This is a genomic window from Mycolicibacterium grossiae, from assembly GCF_008329645.1.
Taxonomy (GTDB): Bacteria; Actinomycetota; Actinomycetes; order Mycobacteriales; family Mycobacteriaceae; genus Mycobacterium; species Mycobacterium grossiae.
The window spans coordinates 5538053-5554546 of the sequence record NZ_CP043474.1 but is presented as its reverse complement, the minus strand read 5'-3'; the positions used below and the strand labels follow the sequence as shown (position 1 = coordinate 5554546).

Below are 16494 nucleotides of genomic sequence, written 5' to 3'. Positions count from 1 at the left end.
AGCTCGCGTAAGGATTGCGGCTACCCCGCCGAAATGTCAGTGGCTGCCGAACTTCGATTCTTGTCCGCTTTTCCGACGCGGTTCTCAGGTAGGGTTACACCGCTTGGTCCCCGCTGACGCAACGGAAGGCGCCCATGACGGAGCACCCGCCACCTGTCTGGGGGAACGCCGCCCCGCCGCCGAGTTCCGCTGCGTCCCTGCCCGGCCCCGGCCCGGGCCTGCCGGCCGAGGCCTACACCCCGTGGTTCACGCGTGTCCTCGCCTGGATCATCGACTACGTCCCCGCAGCCCTCATCACCGGAATCGGCTATGCCCTCCTCGCTGCGACGCGGGACTGCGTGACGCTGGGGCAGTCCGAGTACGGCGACCTGTTCGGTGACGCCTACTCCGACGCCCAGGTGTGTGGCGCGAGTACGACGGGGCAGGCGTCGATCGTCGTGTTCTCGCTGCTGACACTGGCCTACGTCCTGTGGAACTACGGATACCGGCAGGGGCGAACGGGCTCCAGCGTCGGCAAGTCTATCCTCGGGTTCCGGGTGGTCAGTGAGAAGACGTGGCAGCCAATCGGATTCGGGCCGTCCATGCTGCGCCAGATCGCGCACGTCCTCGACTCGATCGTCTGCTACGTCGGCTACCTGTTCCCACTGTGGGACGCCAAGCGCCAGACCTTCGCCGACAAGATCATGTCCACCGTCTGCGTACCGCTGTAACCCACCCAATCCGTCGCCGGCGCCCGTTGCGGGTCGGAGACATCGGCAGTCGACAGGAGTGAGCACCTCATGACACAACGTCCCGGCAATTACCCGCCGCCCCAAGGCGGCGGCTACGAACCGCAGCAGCCCCCGCAGGCCGGCGGCAACGAGCCGCCCCCGGGCTACCAGCCGCCGCCCCCCGGCTACCAGCCGCCGCCTCCCGGGTATCAGTCCCCGCCTCCCGGATATCAGCCGCCGCCTCCGCCGCCCGGCAGCTATCCTCCTCCGCCGCAGGGCAACTACCCGCCCCCGCCGCCTCCCGGTGGCGCGTACCCGCCCCCGCCGCCCGGGGGCTACCCTCCTCCGCCGCAGGGCAACTACCCGCCGCCGCCCGCACCCGGGTACGGCGCCGGCGGCTTCGGCGGCCAGCAGCAGCCCTACTCCGTGGGCGAGGCCTTCGGCTGGGCGTGGAACAAGTTCAGCAAGAACGCCGTCGCACTGATCGTCCCGACGCTGGTCTACGCCATCGTCCTCGGCATCGTGTACGGCATCATCACCGCCGCGACGGCCGCGCTCGGCTCCGACGGGACCAGCACCTACGAGTCCTACGAGAGCGGCGTCAGCTTCTCCTACAGCAGCGGACTGAGCACCGGCGGCATCATCACGATGGTGATCGGCTACCTCATCCTGTTCGTGGTGGCCGGCGCAATCGCGTCCGCGTACTACGGCGGACTGCTCGACATCGCCAACGGCCAGCCGGTGACCATCGGCTCGTTCTTCAAGCCGCGCAACGTCGGCAGCGTGCTGCTGGCCAGCCTGCTGGTCGGCATCGCGACGTCGATCGGCTCGGCGCTGTGCGTCATCCCCGGCCTCATCGTGTCGATCTTCGCCTTCTACACCACGGTGTCGATCGTCGACCGCAACCTGTCGCCGATCGACGGCATCAAGACCAGCATCGACATCACGAAGTCCCACTTCGTCCCGACGCTGCTGGCGTGGTTGATCTACGCGGTGACGCTGTTCGTCGGCGCGCTGGTGTGCGGCGTCGGCCTGCTGGTCGCCGCGCCCGTCGCCGCGCTGTTCCTGGTGTACACCTACCGCCGCCTCACCGGTGGGCAGGTGGCGCCGGTCACGCAGTGACCCGGCCCTGACGCCGAACCGTCGGCCCCGCGGTGTCTCGCCGCGGGGCCGACGTGTTTCGATGGAGACCCGAGCCCGGAAGGGGAAGCGCAGTGGTCGTTCCGACCGATGTCCGGTACGCGCCGTGGCCGCGGCGTGCGGGCGCCTTCGTCCTCGACCTGCTGCCGGTCGCGGTGCTGTTCGGCCTCGCGCTGGGCGTGCTGTGGCTGACCCGCAACCGCGCGTGCGATGCCGACACCTCCGCCCTGGACCTCGGCGCCGAGTGCGCCAACGGCATCAGTCCGCTGGGATCGCTGGCCTACGGCCTGGTTTGGCTACTGGCCGTCGGCTACCTGGTGTGGAACGCCGGCTGGCGACAGGGCCGGCGCGGCGCGACGGTCGGCAAGTCGGCGTTCGGCCTGTACGTCGTCGGAGCGGAAACCGGTGCGCCGGTAGGTTTCTGGTGGGCACTGGCACGAACGGCGGGACAACTGCTCAACGTCGTCACGCTGGGGCTGGGGTTCCTGTGGCCGCTGTGGGACCGGCGCAACCAGAGTTTCGCCGACAAGCTCGCGGCGACGGTCTGCGTCAGCGGAACGCGCTGACCCCCGTCAGCGCCTCGCCGATCACCAGCTGGTGCACCTCCGAGGTGCCCTCGTAGGTCAGCACCGACTCCAGGTTGTTGGCATGCCGGATCACCGGGTACTCGAGCGTGATGCCGTTCGCGCCCAACAGGGTTCGGCACTGGCGCGCGATCTTCAGCGCCTCGCGCACGTTGTTCAGCTTGCCGACGCTGACCTGCTCGGGCCGGATCTTGCCGTCGTCCTTCAGCCGTCCCAGGTGCAGCGCGAGCAGTTGCGCCTTGCCCAGCTCGACGGCCATGTCGGCGATCTTCGCCTGGGACAGCTGATAGGCGGACAGCGGCTTGTCGAAGACCTCGCGGGTGCCGACGTAGTCGAGCGTGGCCTCCAGACAGTCCCGGGCCGCGCCCACCGCGCCGAAGACGATGCCGAAGCGCGCCTCGGACAGGCATGCCAACGGGCCCGAGAGCCCGCGTGCGCCGGGCAGTTTCGCGTCCTCGGGGAGGCGGACGTCGTCGAGGCTGAACTCCGATGTGACCGACGCCCGCAGCGACATCTTGTGCGTCATCTCGCGCGCGCTGAACCCGGGCGTCGACGTCGGCACCGCGAAGCCGATCACGCCTTCCTCGGCGCGCGCCCACACGACCGCCACGTCGGCGATCGACGCGTTGGTGATCCACATCTTCGAGCCGTTGAGGATCCAGTCCGAACCGTCGCGCCGCGCGGTGGTCCGCATGCCGCCGGGGTTGGAGCCGAAGTCCGGCTCGGTGAGGCCGAAGCAGCCGATCAGCTCGCCGGCGGCCATCCCGGGCAGCCACTCCTCGCGCTGCTCTTCGCTGCCCCAGTGGTGGATCGCGAACATCGCCAGCGACCCCTGCACCGAGACCAGGCTGCGCAACCCGCTGTCGACGGCCTCCAACTCCTGACACACCAGGCCGTACGCGGTGGCGCTCGAGCCGCTGCAGCCGTAGCCCGTCAGATGCATGCCGAGCAGGCCGAGCTTGCCGATCTCCACCGCGAGATCGCGGACCGGTACCTCGCCGGACTCGAACCACTGCGCCACGTGCGGGCGCAGGCGCTGCTCGCCGAACTCACGGACCATGGCCCGCACCTCGAGGTCCTCGGGAGTCAGCAGCGAGTCGAGGTCGAGGAGGCTTTCGATCGTGGCGGTCGCAGACGTGGACATGGGTCAGTTCTACACCGCTACCCTGAAGCATCATGAGCGAAAGGCGCAGCGCAGCGGATCACTACCGGGCCTTCGGTCCGGCCACCCGGGCGATCCACGCGGGATACCGGCCCGACCTGGCGACCGGTGCGGTCAACGCGCCCATCTACGCCAGCTCGACGTTCGCCCAGGACGGCGTCGGCGGGCTGCGCAGTGGGTACGAGTACGCGCGCACCGGCAACCCGACCCGCACGGCGCTCGAGGGGGTGCTCGCCGCGGTCGAGGGTGGTGACTACGGTCGGGCGTTCGCCTCGGGCATGGCCGCCACCGACTGCGCGCTGCGGGCGATCCTGCGGCCCGGTGACCACGTCGTCATCCCCAACGACGCGTACGGCGGCACCTTCCGGTTGATCGACAAGGTCTTCACGCAGTGGGGCATCGAATACTCGCCCGCCATGCAGTCCGACCTCGACTCGGTGCGCGCCGCGGTGACGCCGAAGACGAAGCTGATCTGGGTCGAGACGCCCACCAACCCGCTGCTGACGATCGCCGACATCGCCGGGATCGCGGAGCTGGCCGCCCCCGACGGGGTGAAGGTGCTGGTGGACAACACGTTCGCCTCGCCGGCGCTGCAGCAGCCGCTGGCCCTGGGCGCCGACGTGGTGCTGCACTCCACCACCAAGTACATCGGCGGGCACTCCGACGTCGTCGGCGGAGCGCTGGTGACCAACGACGAGGAACTCGACGCCGCCTTCGGCTTCCTGCAGAACGGCTCCGGCGCCGTGCCCGGCCCGTTCGACGCGTACCTCACGATGCGCGGTCTGAAGACCCTCGTGCTGCGCATGCAGCGGCACAGCGACAACGCCGCCACGGTCGCGGAGTTCCTGGCCGAGCATCCCGCCGTGACCACCGTGCTGTACCCCGGGCTGCCCGGGCACCCCAACCACGACGTCGCCGCGCGGCAGATGTCCGGGTTCGGCGGCATGATCTCGATCCGCTTGGCCGGCGGTCGCGCGGCGGCCCTCGAGCTGTGCGCCCGCACCGAGGTGTTCATCCTCGCCGAGTCGCTCGGCGGGGTGGAGTCGCTGATCGAGCATCCCGGCGCGATGACGCACGCGTCCACCGCGGGCTCCCAGCTCGAGGTCCCCGAGGACCTGGTCCGGCTGTCGGTCGGCATCGAGGACGTCGGCGATCTGATCGCCGACCTGGACGCGGCGCTGCAGCAGCGCTGACGGCCCGGTTCTAGGAGAGGGCCGACCGCACTGCCGACGCGGTGACCGCGAGGTTCATCTCCGGCAGGCCGGTGGGGGATTCGTCGACCCAGCTGCCGCTCGCGATCTCGCTGGCCCGGGCGTGCACCCAGCGCCAGCCGCGGTCGTTGAGGCTCAGCAGGGCGCCGAGTCCGTCCGCCGCATGCAGCAGCGTCACGATCGCCGCCGTCGACGGAGCCGGTGCGGCGCCGTCGAACAGCGCGCCCAGCACGGCGGCCCGCGCGGCGCCCACCCGGGCGCGGTCGGCGATCGGCCAGGCGAACTCCCGCGGCCCGACGGGCACCCGAGTGACGACGCCCAGCCGTTCGAGGTGTGCGGCCACCCGGTCCTGGGCGCCCTTGCGGAGCTTCGCCACCGCGGTCTTCGCCCGTAGCGGCTTGCGCGTCAGCAGCTCGACCGCGGGCGCGACGACCGGATCGACCGGGCCCGGCGCGGCCAACGCCAGCAGGTGGCCGGTGTCGGCGGGATCGCCGGGGCCGGCGGGACGGATGCGGCACGCGTGCGCGAGGTCCAGCAGCATGGCGCCCGAGAGCAACCGACCGCGACGGTCCGGCTCGAGGGCCGGTTGAGCTGCGGCGTTGTCGAGCAGGAGCAGGAACAGGTCCTCTGCGATCCGCGCCACGACAGGGACCGTAGAGCAGCCGACGGTCCCGGTCCAACCCGCCTTGGGGCGCCGGGGCGGAAGGGCTCCGGGCCGGTGGGGCTAGGGGCGGTAGGGCTCGGCCTTGACCAGCGTCACCTTGATGGTGTTGCCGTTGGGCACGGTGTACTCGCGCGTCTCGCCGACCTTCGCGTCGAGCAGCGCACCGCCGAGCGGCGAGTTGGGGGAGTACACCTCGATCTTGCCGTCGCTGACGCCCTCCTGGCGGGTGGCGATCAGGAAGGTCTCCTCGTCGGACTCGTCGCCGTCGTAGTACACGGTGACGACCGAGCCGGGCAGGGCGATGCCGGACTGCTTGGGCGCCTCGCCGACCTTGGCGCTGTTCAGCAGCTCCTGCAGCTGGCGGATGCGGGCCTCCTGCTGGCCCTGCTCTTCGCGGGCGGCGTGGTAGCCGCCGTTCTCGCGGAGGTCGCCCTCCTCGCGGCGGTCGTTGATCTCGGCCGCGATCACGGGGCGGTTGGCGATCAGCTCGTCGAGTTCCGCCTTGAGCCGGTCGTGCGACTCCTGGGTCAGCCAGGTCACCTGGGTGTCGGTCATCTCGTCGCGCTCCTGTCTTGGTCTTTCGCGCTCGGTTCGTCTAGCGCGGTCGGTTGTGGTCGTCGAAGCCGTGTGTTGCCGCGATCACAGCCGTTGCCCCCCACGCAAATGCAGCAATACACGGCCCATAGCGGAACCGTGTATGCGCCAATGATACCACCGCGAGGTCAACCGCTTTTCACGGTTTCGCTGCGCGGCGTTGGTCGAATGGTCGCCGACGCGCCGCCCCGGGCGGTCCGCCCACAGGCCCCGGCGCTAGCCGGCCGGCGGCGCCTGCGACGGCGTGACCAGGTAGGACGGCACGTCGGTGCCGCATCCGTAGACGTCGCCGACGGCCGGCTCGCGGGTGGTCTTCACGATGGTGGTCACCTGCACGGTGTCCCGATCCGACGGCGGTACCAGCAGTTCACGACGGCCCACCTCGCTGCCGTCGACCGAGCGGGCGCGCACGATGCACACCACCGGCTGGGCGGGGTCCTGCCGGGTGACGCCGATCGTCACCTCGGCGGTGTGTCCGTCGATCAGGCGGTAGGCGCTGAGTTCGCCCTTCACCTCGGCCGTGCCGAGACGCTGGTAGCCGATGAGTGCGATCACCACGCCCACCGCGACGATGAGCAGCGTCAGCCCGATCGCGATGCGGCGCCGGGCGCGGCGCGACAGACGCTGACGCCCGTAGCGGGCGGCGGGGCGCTCGATCATGGGGCCCTTCGGGTGCGCGGGGACGGGTTGAGTTCGGACGCGCGGACTCGGACTGGAACTATAGGACGTCAGGACGCGTTGCAATCCACCGACGAGTCCGCGACGAGTGAAGCGAGCAGGTAGGCACGAGTGAGTGAACTGCGACTGATGGCGGTGCACGCCCACCCGGACGACGAGTCCAGCAAGGGTGCGGCGACCATGGCGAAGTACGCCGACGAGGGTGCCCGCGTCATGGTGGTGTCGCTGACCGGCGGCGAGCGCGGCGACATCCTGAACCCCGCGATGGACCTGCCCGAGGTGCACGGCCGGATCCACGAGATCCGCCGCGACGAGATGGCGAAGGCCGCCGAGATCCTCGGCGTCGAGCACCACTGGCTGGGCTTCATCGACTCCGGTCTGCCCGAGGGCGATCCGCTGCCGCCGCTGCCCGACGGCTGCTTCGCCGTGGTGCCCATCGAGCAGCCCGTCGAGGCCCTGGTCAAGGTCATCCGCGAGTTCAAGCCGCACGTCATGACCACCTACGACGAGACCGGTGGCTACCCGCACCCGGACCACATCCGCTGCCACCAGGTATCCGTCGCCGCCTACGAGGCGGCCGGCGACTACCGGCTGTACCCCGAGGCGGGCGAGCCCTGGAACGTCGCGAAGCTCTACTACAACCACGGCTTCCTGCGGCAGCGCATGCAGGTGCTACAGGACGAGTTCGCCCGGCACGGCCAGGAGGGCCCGTTCGCCAAGTGGCTGGAGAACTGGGACCCGAACGACGACCTGCTCTCCAAGCGCGTCACCACCCGCATCGAGTGCGCCAAGTACTTCGACCAGCGGGACCGGGCGCTGCTGGCGCACGCCACGCAGATCGACCCGAACAGCTTCTTCTTCACCACCCCGATGGAGTGGCAGCAGCGGCTGTGGCCCACTGAGGAGTACGAGATCGCACGGTCGCGGGTGCCGCTGACCCTGCCCGAGGACGACCTCTTCACCGGGATCGAGCCGTGACGGACTCGCTGCTGCTCGTCGCGGGCCTGCTCGCCGACGACACGCCCCGCGAGACCGGACCGGACTTCGGCAAGGCGAGCCCGTTCGGGCTGCTCGTCGTCGTGGTCCTGTTGATCGGCACCTTCCTGCTGGTGTGGTCGATGAACCGCCACCTCAAGCGGCTTCCGGAATCGTTCGATCCCGAGCACCCCGAACCCGACCAGGCCCTCGACGACGGCACCGTCGACGATCACACCGTCGGCCCTCCGGACGCCGCGGGCGGCGGCGCCGGCGGACCCCGTCGCGACCCGGGCCCGTAGCGCCGGTCCTGCCGCTGACCTGCCCGTCACCACCGCCGCGGATCTCGCGTCGGCCCCGTCGGCCGCCGTGTAGCGTGCGGCTCATGCCGAGCGCCGAGCAGATCCGCCAGACCGTGCACCGCTACCTCGAGGCCGTCGAGAAGGGTGCGACCGACGACATCGCGAACCTCTACGCCGACGACGCCACGGTCGAGGACCCGGTCGGCGGCGAGGTGCACATCGGCCGTCAGGCCATCCACGGTTTCTACGCCAACATCGCCGGCGCGAACTGCTCCGCGGAGATGGTCACGCTGCGCGCCCTCGGTCACGAGGCTGCCTTCTTCTGGAACCTCACCGTGAAGTTCGGGGACGCGGGCGGCATGCGCATCGAGATCATCAGCGTCATGACGTTCGACGAGGACGCCCGGATCGCCTCGATGAAGGCCTACTGGTCGCAGGACGACGTCACCCAGCTCTGACGTCGCTAGAAGACGGCGAACCACATCGCGATGTAGTGACAGATCGCCGCGACCGCGGTGCAGGCGTGGAAGAACTCGTGGTGACCGAACGTGGTGGGCCACGGGTTCGGCCACTTCAGCCCGTACAGCACGCCGCCGATGCTGTAGAGCGCGCCGCCGACGATCAACAGCACGACCGCCGCGACGCCCGCGCCGTCCATGATCGGCCCGATGAACCACGCCGCCACCCAGCCCAGCAGGATGTACAGCGGCACGCCCACCCAGCGCGGCGCCGACGGCCAGAAGCACTTCAGCAGGACGCCTGCCAGTGCGCCGCCCCAGACGATCCAGAACAGCACCATGCCCTTTTGTGACGGCAGTGCGAGCAGGGCGAACGGCGTGTAGCTACCCGCGATGAAGACGAAGATCATCGAGTGGTCGGCGCGCTTCATCCACTTGCGCGCCGACGGCGAACGCCAGTTGACCCGGTGGTAGGTGCCGCTGACGGCGAACATCGCGACGATGGTGAACGTGTACAGCAGCGTCGCCAGACCGGCCCGGGTCGACTCCACCGACCACGACACCGACACCAGCGCCGCGCCCGCGATCGTCGCGACCACCGCCGAGTACACGTGGATCCAGCCGCGCGCGCGGGGCTTGCCGAGGAACTGCGCGACGCCGTCGGCGACGGCAGTGGGCAGGTCCTCCGCGTAGCTCCGCGGCGGCGGCTGCTGTGCTTCGTCGGCCGTGTCGAAGGCGGTGTCGGCCTTGCTCGTATTCACTGCACTCCACCTCCACTAAGCAGCATGGGGTTTGGCCATCAACAGTAGTCTGGATACCCGTGGAGATCATTCCCCCGCGCCTCAAGGAGCCCGCCTACCGGCTCTACGAGATGCGGCTGCGTCAGGAGCTGGCGAAGGCCCGCGACGACCTGCCGCGCCACATCGCCGTGCTGTGCGACGGCAACCGCCGCTGGGCCCGGGCCACCGGGCACGACGACGTCAGCTACGGCTACCGCGTGGGGGCCGCGAAGATCGCCGAGATGCTGCGCTGGTGCCAGGAGACCGGCGTGCAGATGGCGACGGTGTACCTGCTGTCGACGGAGAACCTGCAGCGCGACCCGCGCGAACTCGCCGACCTGATCGACATCATCACCGACGTCGTCGAGCAGATCTGTGCCCCGGTGAACCGTTGGAGCGTGCGGACCGTCGGTGACCTGGAGCTGCTGGGCACCGAGCCCGCGCGCCGGCTGCGAGACGCCGTCGACTCGAGCACCGACGCCGCCGACGGGCGCTTCCACGTCAACGTCGCCGTCGGGTACGGCGGCCGGCAGGAGATCGTCAACGCCGTCCGTGCGCTGCTGGGCAAGGAACTCGCCAACGGCGTCAGCGGCGACGGGCTGGTCGACGCCGTGACCGTGGATGCCATCTCGGAGAACCTCTACACCTCCGGTCAGCCCGACCCGGACCTCGTCATCCGCACGTCGGGGGAGCAGCGGCTCTCGGGCTTCCTGCTGTGGCAGAGCGCGTACTCGGAGATGTGGTTCACCGATGCGCACTGGCCGGCGTTCCGCCGCGTCGACTTCCTGCGGGCGCTGCGCGATTACACCCTGCGGCACCGCCGGTACGGCGTCTGATCGTCCGCCGGTACGGCGTCTGATCTTCCGCCGGTACGGCGCGTGATCCGCGCGTGGGCCGTGCCACACTGAGGGCATGGCTGCGATGTCCGCAGTGGTGTTCGCCCTGAGCTGGTGGCTCGGGCTGTACCTGCTGGCTCGCGGGCCCCGCAAACCCGTCCTCGCGCTGGCCGCTCTTGGTCTCACCAGCTTCGCCGTGGTCGTGGCGCTCGACGCGGTGCGGCTGACGGTGCCGGCGCACGCATCGCTGCTGGGCCACGTCGAGGTCTACCTCGTCGTCGTGCCGGGCATCGCGTGGTTCGCGGTGCTACTGGAGTTCACCCGCCCGGGCGACACCTGGCGCGGTCGCGTCGGGGAGATCGCCACGGTGACCGTCGTCGCCGCGGCGGCGTGGACCGGCGCGGCGCTCGCCGGCGGGGTCGACGGGCCGCTGCGGCTGGGGCACTGGGTGATGTTCGGCGTCGTCTCGCTCGCCACGCTGGGCGCCATGGTGCGTGCCGTGACCGGCGGGCGGCGGCCGCGTTCGGTGACCGGCGTGGTGGTCGTCGCGACGCTCTTCTTCGCACTCGGCAACGCCATCCTGGTGATTCCGCTGGGGCTGGTGCCGAGCTGGCTGGCCCTGGCGTCCACGGGGTTCGACGTGCTGCTGCTCGGCATCGCCGTCGCGGCGTGGGATGCGTTCGACGAGGGGCAGGCGCTGCGGGCCGACATGCGCCGCTCGGTCATCGGGACCGCCGTGGTGGCGACGCTGTTCGGCGGGCAGGCCCTGATCGGCATGGCCGTCCTCGACGCCGGCACGGAGAATCTCGCGCTGACCGTCCTGCTGTTCACCAGCCTCGCCGTCGCGATCGCGATCAACGTGCTGGCGGATCCGCTCGCCGGGCTGCTCGACCGCGTCGCCTTCGCCGGCGCTCCGGACCTGCGCGCCGACCGCGACGCGTTGCGCCGCACCGAGACCGCGCTACCCCGCCGCGCGGCCAACCCGCTCGACGCCGTCGACGACGAGACGTTCGTCCGGCTCACCCGGCGTGCGCTCGGCCACTACGGCGACCTGTCCAAGCTCGTCGCGAGCCCGCTCACCGCACTGCCCGCGGTCGACGCGCGGCTCGCCGAACGCGGTGCCCCGGATCAGCCGTTGGAACGCGCCAACGAGTTGCGGGCCCTGCTCGCCGACCGGATCGCCGCGCTGAAGCCGCGCGACGGCGGCGAGTTCGGCACCACCGAGCAGTGGCGGCACTACAACTCGCTGTACTTCCCCTATGTCGTCGGCGTGCGGGCCTACGCCCAGAACGCCACCGCCGCCGGTCTGGACCCGGTCGCACGCCGCGCCTGGCAGTGGTTCGTCACCGAGGTACCGCAGCGCTCGCTGCACAACTGGCAGAACGCCGCGGCGAAGGTCATCGCCGCGGATCTGCGCGGCACGCCGGTGACCGCCGCCCGCTGACGTCCATCCGCCGCGCGGTTCCCTGACCTGCGGTTGGCAGCGTCTGGCAGCGTCCGGCGTCGATTTGGCAGTGCTCCGAAAGGCACGGTTCGAGGTGTCCACCGGACCACCTCAACGTCGAGGAGCCAGCCATGACCGCCATCACCCACAGACCACTGACCGACAGCGCAGACTCCCTGCTGCGCTTCGCCCTGCGGGCCGACGCCACCCTGTGCGCCGGCACCGGGCTGCTGGTCGCCTTCGCCGCCGATCCGCTCTCACGGATGTCCGGGCTGTCGGCCGTCGCCGAGTGGATCTCCGGGGCCGCGCTCGTCGGCTACGGCGCCACGCTGTACGTCCTCGCGGCCGTCGCGGACGTGCGCCGGGTGGGGATCGGCGTCGTGCTCGCCAACGTCGTCGCCGCCGTCGCCGCGCTCGCGGTGCTCGTCGCGGGTCTCCTGCCGCTCACCGCCACCGGCGTCGGGCTGCTGCTCGGCACCGTCGCGGTGACGCTCGGTTTCGCCGGCCTGCAGTACCTCGGAGTCCGCCGCCTGGCGTGACTCGCACACCACCGGTGCGGGGCCCGCGCCGCCCCGAGAGGTCAGGGCTCGCGGACCCCGCGCCGGTTTCCCGTCACAACCCCCACCGAAGAAGAAAGGCACATCCCATGACCGCCACGCTCCCCACCACTGCCAAGGACGGCTTCCTGCGCTTCGCGCTGCGACTCGACGCCGTCTGCTCCGGCCTCGTCGGACTGGCCGGCCTCGCGATCGCGCCGCGACTCGCGGCCTGGTCCGGCACGACCCCGGCGTTCGAGTACGCCTTCAGCGCCTTCCTGGTCGCCTACGGAATCGTCGTCTACGCGCTGTCGCGCCGTCCCGCCGTCCGCGTGCCCGGCATCTGGGTGATCGCCGCGAACCTGGTCTTCACCGTCGGTGCCGTGATCCTGGTGATCGCCGACGTCATGCCGTTGACCACCGTGGGCGTCGTCGTCACCCTCGCCAGCGGCGTCTACACGCTGGTCATGGCCGACCTGCAGTACGTCGGCCTGCGCCGCCTCCGCGCCTGATTCCCCATGCGATTTCTGCGCGCTTTCGTTCGCTCACCGAACGGAAGCGCGCAGAAATCACAGTTTGCGGAGCCGCAGCCGGTTGATGGAGTGGTCGGCGTCCTTGCGCAGCACCAGCGTCGCGCGCGGCCGGGTCGGCAGGATGTTGTCGATCAGGTTCGGCCGGTTGATCGAATTCCAGATGTCTCGGGCGGCGAAGATCGCCTGCTCGTCGGTCAACGTCGAATAGTGGTGGAAGTGCGACTGCGGATCGGCGAAGGCGCCGGCACGCATCGCCAGGAACCGCGACACGTACCAGCCCTCGATGTCCTCGATGCGCGCGTCGACGTAGACCGAGAAGTCGAAGAGATCCGACACCATGAGCGCAGGGCCGGTCTGCAACACGTTGAGGCCCTCGAGAATGAGAATGTCCGGATGCCGGGTGATCATCTTCTCGCCCGGCACGATGTCGTACAGCAGGTGCGAGTACACCGGCGCGAACACCTCGTCGGAACCGGCCTTCACCGCGGTGACGAAGCGCATCAGGGTCCGGCGGTCATAACTCTCCGGAAAACCCTTGCGATGCATCAGGTTCCGGCGCCGCAACTCGGCGTTGGGGTAGAGGAAGCCATCGGTGGTCACCAGGTCGACCCGCGGGTGGTGCTCCCAGCGCGCCAGCAATGCCTGCAGCACACGCGCGGTCGTCGACTTGCCCACCGCCACGCTGCCGGCGACGCCGATGATGAACGGCACCGGGCGATCCGGGTTCTGATGCGGCTCGCCGAGGAAGTCCGCGGTCGAGGCGTAGAGCCGCTGCCGGGCGGCGACCTGCAGGTGGATCAAGCGCGCGAGCGGGAGGTAGACCTCCTCGACCTCCAGCAGATCGACCTGCTCGCCGAGGCCCCGCAGGCCCCGCAGCTCGGCCTCGGTCAGCTTCAACGGCGTGGACATGCGCAGCGACCGCCACTGACTGCGGTCGAACTCGACGTATGGACTCGGCTCGCTCGTCCGCGCCATCCCTCTCCATTTCGCCCGTCGCCCCGGCACTATCCCCGTCGCTCCGCTCGCCCCGGCACTATCCCCGTCGCTCCGCTCGCCCCGGCACCATTCCCGTCGCCCGGCAAGTCTTGCACCTACGCTCGTGGGCATGGACGCCACCACCGTCATCCGCGACTACCTCCTGCTCGGCCTGCGGTTCGACCGGATCGAGGAGGGCTACGTCGACTCGTTCACCGGCGACCCCGCCCTGCGCGCCCAGGTGGCCGACGAACCCGCCCCGGAGCCCGCGGCGCTGGCCCGCGACGCCCGCCGGCTGCTGACCGAGGTGCACCAGGTCGACGGGCTCGACGCGGCGCGGGTGGACTACCTCGCCGCGCACCTGCGGGCGCTGGACTGCGCCGGCCGCAAGTTCGCCGGGGAGGACGTCGGCTTCGTCGACGAGGTGCGCGCCTACTTCGACGTCGACATCGTCAAGGGCGACACCGACCGCTACCGCGACGCACACCGCCTGCTCGACGAGGCGCTCGGCGGATCGGGCCCGCTGGCCGACCGGATGCAGGCCTACCGCTCCGGCGAGGAGATCCCGCCGGAGCGCCTCGAGGAATGCATCCACGCCTTCTCCAGCGCACTGCGCGACCGGGTGCGCGCGGAGTACCCGCTGCCCGACACCGAGACCATCGACTACGAGATCGTCACCGACAAGCCGTGGTCGGGCTTCAACTACTACCGCGGCGACTACCAGTCGACCGTGGCGGTCAACGCCGACCTCAAGCAGCAGATGTCCAACCTGCCGCGGCTCGTCGCCCACGAGTCCTACCCCGGCCATCACACCGAGCACTGCCGCAAGGAGGCCGGCCTGGTGGCGCGCGACGGGCAGGCCGAACAGACGATCTTCCTCGTCAACACCCCGCAGTGCCTGATGGCCGAGGGCCTCGCCGACCTCGCGCTCTACGCCGTCGTCGGCGCGGGGTGGGGTGCCTGGGCGGCCGAGATCTACGCCGATCTGGGGCTGCGCTTCGACGGCGAACGCGCCGAGGCCATCTCGGCCGCGGCGGCCGCACTCGCCGACGTCCGCCAGGACGCCGCGCTGATGCTGCACGACGAACACCGCGACGTCGACGAGGTGGCGGCGTACCTGCAGCGCTGGTCGCTGACCACCGAGGCCCGGGCCCGGCAGTCCCTGCGCTTCCTGTCCTCGCCGCTGTGGCGCGCGTACACCTCGACCTACGTCGAGGGTTACCGGCTGCTGCGCACCTGGCTCGACGCGCGCCCGGCCGAGGTCACGCTGACCGAGCGGTTCCGGCGGCTGCTCGACGAGCCGCTGATGCCGTCGGCCCTGCGCGCCGCCTGAGTTCTCGACGGCGGCGAACCAGCAGGCGGGATGGGTCGGCGGGTGTCCTCGGACTACCCTCGTACCCATGACCGCAGAACCCGTGACCGCACCGTCGAACGGCCTCGGCGCCGAGTACGCCGTCACCGCCAGCGCCGCCTACCGCTCGGCCCTCGAGGTCATCGAACAGGTCGAACCCCGCATCGCGGCGGCCACCCGCCAGGAGCTGGCCGACCAGCGCGACTCCCTGAAGCTCATCGCCAGCGAGAACTACGCGTCGCCCGCGGTGCTGCTCACCATGGGCACCTGGTTCTCGGACAAGTACGCCGAGGGCACGGTCGGGCACCGGTTCTACGCCGCCTGCCAGAACGTCGACACCGTCGAGGCACTCGCGGCCGAGCACGCCCGCGAGCTGTTCGGCGCGCCGTACGCCTACGTGCAGCCGCACTCCGGCATCGACGCCAACCTGGTCGCCTTCTGGGCCATCCTCGCCACCCGCATCGAGGCGCCCGGCCTGGCCGAACTCGGCGCCAAGCACGTCAATGACCTCTCCGAGGCCGACTGGGAGAAGCTGCGCAACCAGCTGGGCAACCAGCGACTGCTGGGTATGAGCCTGGACACCGGCGGTCACCTCACGCACGGCTTCCGGCCGAACATCTCCGGCAAGATGTTCCACCAGCGCAGTTACGGCACGGACCCGGTGAGCGGGCTCATCGACTACGACGCCGTCGCCGCCGCGGCACGCGAGTTCAAGCCGCTGATCCTGGTGGCGGGCTACTCCGCCTACCCGCGCCGGGTGAACTTCGCGAAGATGCGCGAGATCGCCGACGAGGTGGGCGCCACCCTGCTGGTCGACATGGCGCACTTCGCCGGTCTGGTCGCGGGCAAGGTGTTCACCGGCGACGAGGACCCGGTGCCGCACGCGCACGTAACGACCACCACGACGCACAAGTCGCTGCGCGGTCCGCGCGGCGGCCTGGTGCTCGCCACCGAGGAGTACGCGCCCGCCGTCGACAAGGGCTGCCCGATGGTGCTCGGCGGCCCGCTGAGCCACGTGATGGCCGCGAAGGCCGTCGCGCTCGCCGAGGCCCGTCAGCCCGCGTTCCGCACCTACGCGCAGAACGTCGCCGACAACGCCAAGGCGCTGGCCGAGGGGTTCACCAAGCGCGGCGCGACCCTGGTCACCGGCGGCACCGACAACCACATCGTGCTGCTCGACGTGCAGTCCTACGGGCTCACCGGCCGGCAGGCCGAGTCGGCGCTGCTCGACGCCGGCATCGTCACCAACCGCAACGCCATCCCGAACGACCCGAACGGCGCCTGGTATTCGAGCGGCATCCGGTTCGGCACGCCGGCGCTGACGACGCGCGGCTTCGGTGCCGAGGACTTCGACCGCGTGGCCGAGCTGGTGGTGGAGGTGCTGCGCAACACCACCCCTACGCAGGCCTCCGCCGGACCGTCGAAGGCGAAGTACACGATCGCCGACGGCACGGCGCAGCGCGTGCACGCCGCGTCGGCGGAGATGCTGAACGCAAACCCGCTGTACCCCGGCCTGACGCTGTAGTCCGCGTGCGGTGGAAGGACACACCGCACCGGATTTC

Annotated in this window: 19 protein-coding genes; 13 read left to right on the top strand and 6 right to left on the bottom strand. The window is 70.5% G+C overall.

Annotated elements, in window-relative coordinates; all coding sequences use genetic code 11:
- Positions 1–134 precede the first annotated feature (134 nt).
- The 3 genes from FZ046_RS26550 (at position 135) to FZ046_RS26540 (ending at position 2416) form a co-directional block, all read left to right on the top strand.
- Positions 135–710 (top strand): Rv1078 family RDD domain-containing protein, encoded by a 576-nt coding sequence (locus FZ046_RS26550; RefSeq protein ID WP_070351771.1) that lies wholly within the window; start codon positions 135–137, stop codon positions 708–710.
- 69 nt (positions 711–779) lie between these two features.
- Entirely contained in the window at positions 780–1832 is a 1053-nt protein-coding gene (locus FZ046_RS26545) for a DUF2189 domain-containing protein (RefSeq protein ID WP_070351770.1), read from the top strand.
- 92 nt (positions 1833–1924) lie between these two features.
- Positions 1925–2416, top strand: a complete 492-nt coding sequence (locus tag FZ046_RS26540; protein WP_070351769.1) for an RDD family protein — start codon at positions 1925–1927, stop codon at positions 2414–2416.
- Here the strand turns inward: FZ046_RS26540 and FZ046_RS26535 are convergent.
- Positions 2400–3578 (bottom strand): acyl-CoA dehydrogenase family protein, encoded by a 1179-nt coding sequence (locus FZ046_RS26535; protein WP_099045821.1) that lies wholly within the window; start codon positions 3576–3578, stop codon positions 2400–2402. The genes FZ046_RS26540 and FZ046_RS26535 overlap by 17 nt on opposite strands.
- 32 nt (positions 3579–3610) lie before the next feature.
- On the opposite strand from FZ046_RS26535, the gene FZ046_RS26530 reads away from it, so the two are divergent.
- Complete coding sequence (locus FZ046_RS26530) at positions 3611–4789, top strand: cystathionine gamma-synthase (RefSeq protein WP_070351768.1); 1179 nt, start codon at positions 3611–3613, stop codon at positions 4787–4789.
- A 10-nt stretch (positions 4790–4799) separates the two neighbouring features.
- Here FZ046_RS26530 and FZ046_RS26525 read toward each other — a convergent pair whose 3' ends face one another.
- The 3 genes from FZ046_RS26525 to FZ046_RS26515 form a co-directional block, all read right to left on the bottom strand.
- Positions 4800–5450 (bottom strand): GOLPH3/VPS74 family protein, encoded by a 651-nt coding sequence (locus FZ046_RS26525; protein WP_070351767.1) that lies wholly within the window; start codon positions 5448–5450, stop codon positions 4800–4802.
- Positions 5451–5531: 81 nt separating this feature from the next.
- Positions 5532–6026, bottom strand: a complete 495-nt coding sequence (gene greA / locus FZ046_RS26520) for a transcription elongation factor GreA (RefSeq protein WP_070351766.1) — start codon at positions 6024–6026, stop codon at positions 5532–5534.
- Positions 6027–6281: 255 nt separating this feature from the next.
- Positions 6282–6725 carry a DUF4307 domain-containing protein gene (locus tag FZ046_RS26515; protein ID WP_070351765.1) on the bottom strand — a complete coding sequence of 148 codons (444 nt, stop codon included), beginning with the start codon at positions 6723–6725 and terminating at the stop codon, positions 6282–6284.
- Between the two features lie 129 nt (positions 6726–6854).
- Between FZ046_RS26515 and mca the strand changes: the two genes are divergently transcribed.
- From mca to FZ046_RS26500, 3 genes are all read left to right on the top strand, one after another.
- Positions 6855–7721, top strand: coding sequence for a mycothiol conjugate amidase Mca (mca, locus tag FZ046_RS26510; protein ID WP_070351764.1), 867 nt, complete (start codon positions 6855–6857; stop codon positions 7719–7721).
- Complete coding sequence (locus tag FZ046_RS26505) at positions 7718–8020, top strand: hypothetical protein (RefSeq protein ID WP_070351763.1); 303 nt, start codon at positions 7718–7720, stop codon at positions 8018–8020. Before mca ends, FZ046_RS26505 begins: the two co-directional genes overlap by 4 nt.
- Positions 8021–8103: 83 nt before the next feature.
- Complete coding sequence (locus FZ046_RS26500) at positions 8104–8478, top strand: nuclear transport factor 2 family protein (RefSeq protein WP_070351821.1); 375 nt, start codon at positions 8104–8106, stop codon at positions 8476–8478.
- 5 nt (positions 8479–8483) lie between these two features.
- On the opposite strand, the gene trhA is transcribed toward FZ046_RS26500, so the two are convergent.
- Positions 8484–9158 (bottom strand): PAQR family membrane homeostasis protein TrhA, encoded by a 675-nt coding sequence (gene trhA, locus FZ046_RS26495; protein ID WP_170292539.1) that lies wholly within the window; start codon positions 9156–9158, stop codon positions 8484–8486.
- Between the two features lie 140 nt (positions 9159–9298).
- On the opposite strand from trhA, the gene FZ046_RS26490 reads away from it, so the two are divergent.
- From FZ046_RS26490 to FZ046_RS26475, 4 genes are all read left to right on the top strand, one after another.
- The gene (locus FZ046_RS26490) at positions 9299–10093 is read left to right on the top strand and encodes a (2Z,6E)-farnesyl diphosphate synthase (protein WP_070351761.1); all 795 of its coding nucleotides are present in this window, start codon (positions 9299–9301) and stop codon (positions 10091–10093) included.
- Between the two features lie 76 nt (positions 10094–10169).
- Positions 10170–11537: a hypothetical protein gene (locus FZ046_RS26485; RefSeq protein ID WP_070351760.1), complete on the top strand. Its 1368-nt coding sequence runs from the start codon at positions 10170–10172 to the stop codon at positions 11535–11537.
- A gap of 131 nt (positions 11538–11668) precedes the next feature.
- Complete coding sequence (locus tag FZ046_RS26480) at positions 11669–12076, top strand: hypothetical protein (RefSeq protein ID WP_070351759.1); 408 nt, start codon at positions 11669–11671, stop codon at positions 12074–12076.
- A 107-nt stretch (positions 12077–12183) separates the two neighbouring features.
- Complete coding sequence (locus FZ046_RS26475) at positions 12184–12585, top strand: hypothetical protein (protein ID WP_070351758.1); 402 nt, start codon at positions 12184–12186, stop codon at positions 12583–12585.
- A 57-nt stretch (positions 12586–12642) separates the two neighbouring features.
- On the opposite strand, the gene coaA is transcribed toward FZ046_RS26475, so the two are convergent.
- Positions 12643–13581: a type I pantothenate kinase gene (gene coaA, locus FZ046_RS26470; protein WP_070351757.1), complete on the bottom strand. Its 939-nt coding sequence runs from the start codon at positions 13579–13581 to the stop codon at positions 12643–12645.
- 130 nt (positions 13582–13711) lie between these two features.
- On the opposite strand from coaA, the gene FZ046_RS26465 reads away from it, so the two are divergent.
- Both FZ046_RS26465 and FZ046_RS26460 read left to right on the top strand, forming a co-directional pair.
- Positions 13712–14914: a DUF885 domain-containing protein gene (locus tag FZ046_RS26465; protein WP_070351756.1), complete on the top strand. Its 1203-nt coding sequence runs from the start codon at positions 13712–13714 to the stop codon at positions 14912–14914.
- 67 nt (positions 14915–14981) lie between these two features.
- Positions 14982–16457, top strand: coding sequence for a glycine hydroxymethyltransferase (locus FZ046_RS26460; protein ID WP_070351755.1), 1476 nt, complete (start codon positions 14982–14984; stop codon positions 16455–16457).
- Positions 16458–16494: the final 37 nt, after the last annotated feature.

Bases quoted from the DNA above. Each gene is read 5' to 3' on its own strand.
- FZ046_RS26515 (WP_070351765.1), bottom strand. From the start codon at position 6,725: ATGATCGAGCGCCCCGCCGCCCGCTACGGGCGTCAGCGTCTGTCGCGC.
- FZ046_RS26550 (WP_070351771.1), top strand. From the start codon at position 135: ATGACGGAGCACCCGCCACCTGTCTGGGGGAACGCCGCCCCGCCGCCG.
- FZ046_RS26500 (WP_070351821.1), top strand. From the start codon at position 8,104: ATGCCGAGCGCCGAGCAGATCCGCCAGACCGTGCACCGCTACCTCGAG.
- FZ046_RS26475 (WP_070351758.1), top strand. From the start codon at position 12,184: ATGACCGCCACGCTCCCCACCACTGCCAAGGACGGCTTCCTGCGCTTC.
- FZ046_RS26485 (WP_070351760.1), top strand. From the start codon at position 10,170: ATGGCTGCGATGTCCGCAGTGGTGTTCGCCCTGAGCTGGTGGCTCGGG.
- FZ046_RS26535 (WP_099045821.1), bottom strand. From the start codon at position 3,578: ATGTCCACGTCTGCGACCGCCACGATCGAAAGCCTCCTCGACCTCGAC.
- greA (WP_070351766.1), bottom strand. From the start codon at position 6,026: ATGACCGACACCCAGGTGACCTGGCTGACCCAGGAGTCGCACGACCGG.
- FZ046_RS26460 (WP_070351755.1), top strand. From the start codon at position 14,982: ATGACCGCAGAACCCGTGACCGCACCGTCGAACGGCCTCGGCGCCGAG.
- FZ046_RS26545 (WP_070351770.1), top strand. From the start codon at position 780: ATGACACAACGTCCCGGCAATTACCCGCCGCCCCAAGGCGGCGGCTAC.
- FZ046_RS26480 (WP_070351759.1), top strand. From the start codon at position 11,669: ATGACCGCCATCACCCACAGACCACTGACCGACAGCGCAGACTCCCTG.
- FZ046_RS26465 (WP_070351756.1), top strand. From the start codon at position 13,712: ATGGACGCCACCACCGTCATCCGCGACTACCTCCTGCTCGGCCTGCGG.
- coaA (WP_070351757.1), bottom strand. From the start codon at position 13,581: ATGGCGCGGACGAGCGAGCCGAGTCCATACGTCGAGTTCGACCGCAGT.
- FZ046_RS26530 (WP_070351768.1), top strand. From the start codon at position 3,611: ATGAGCGAAAGGCGCAGCGCAGCGGATCACTACCGGGCCTTCGGTCCG.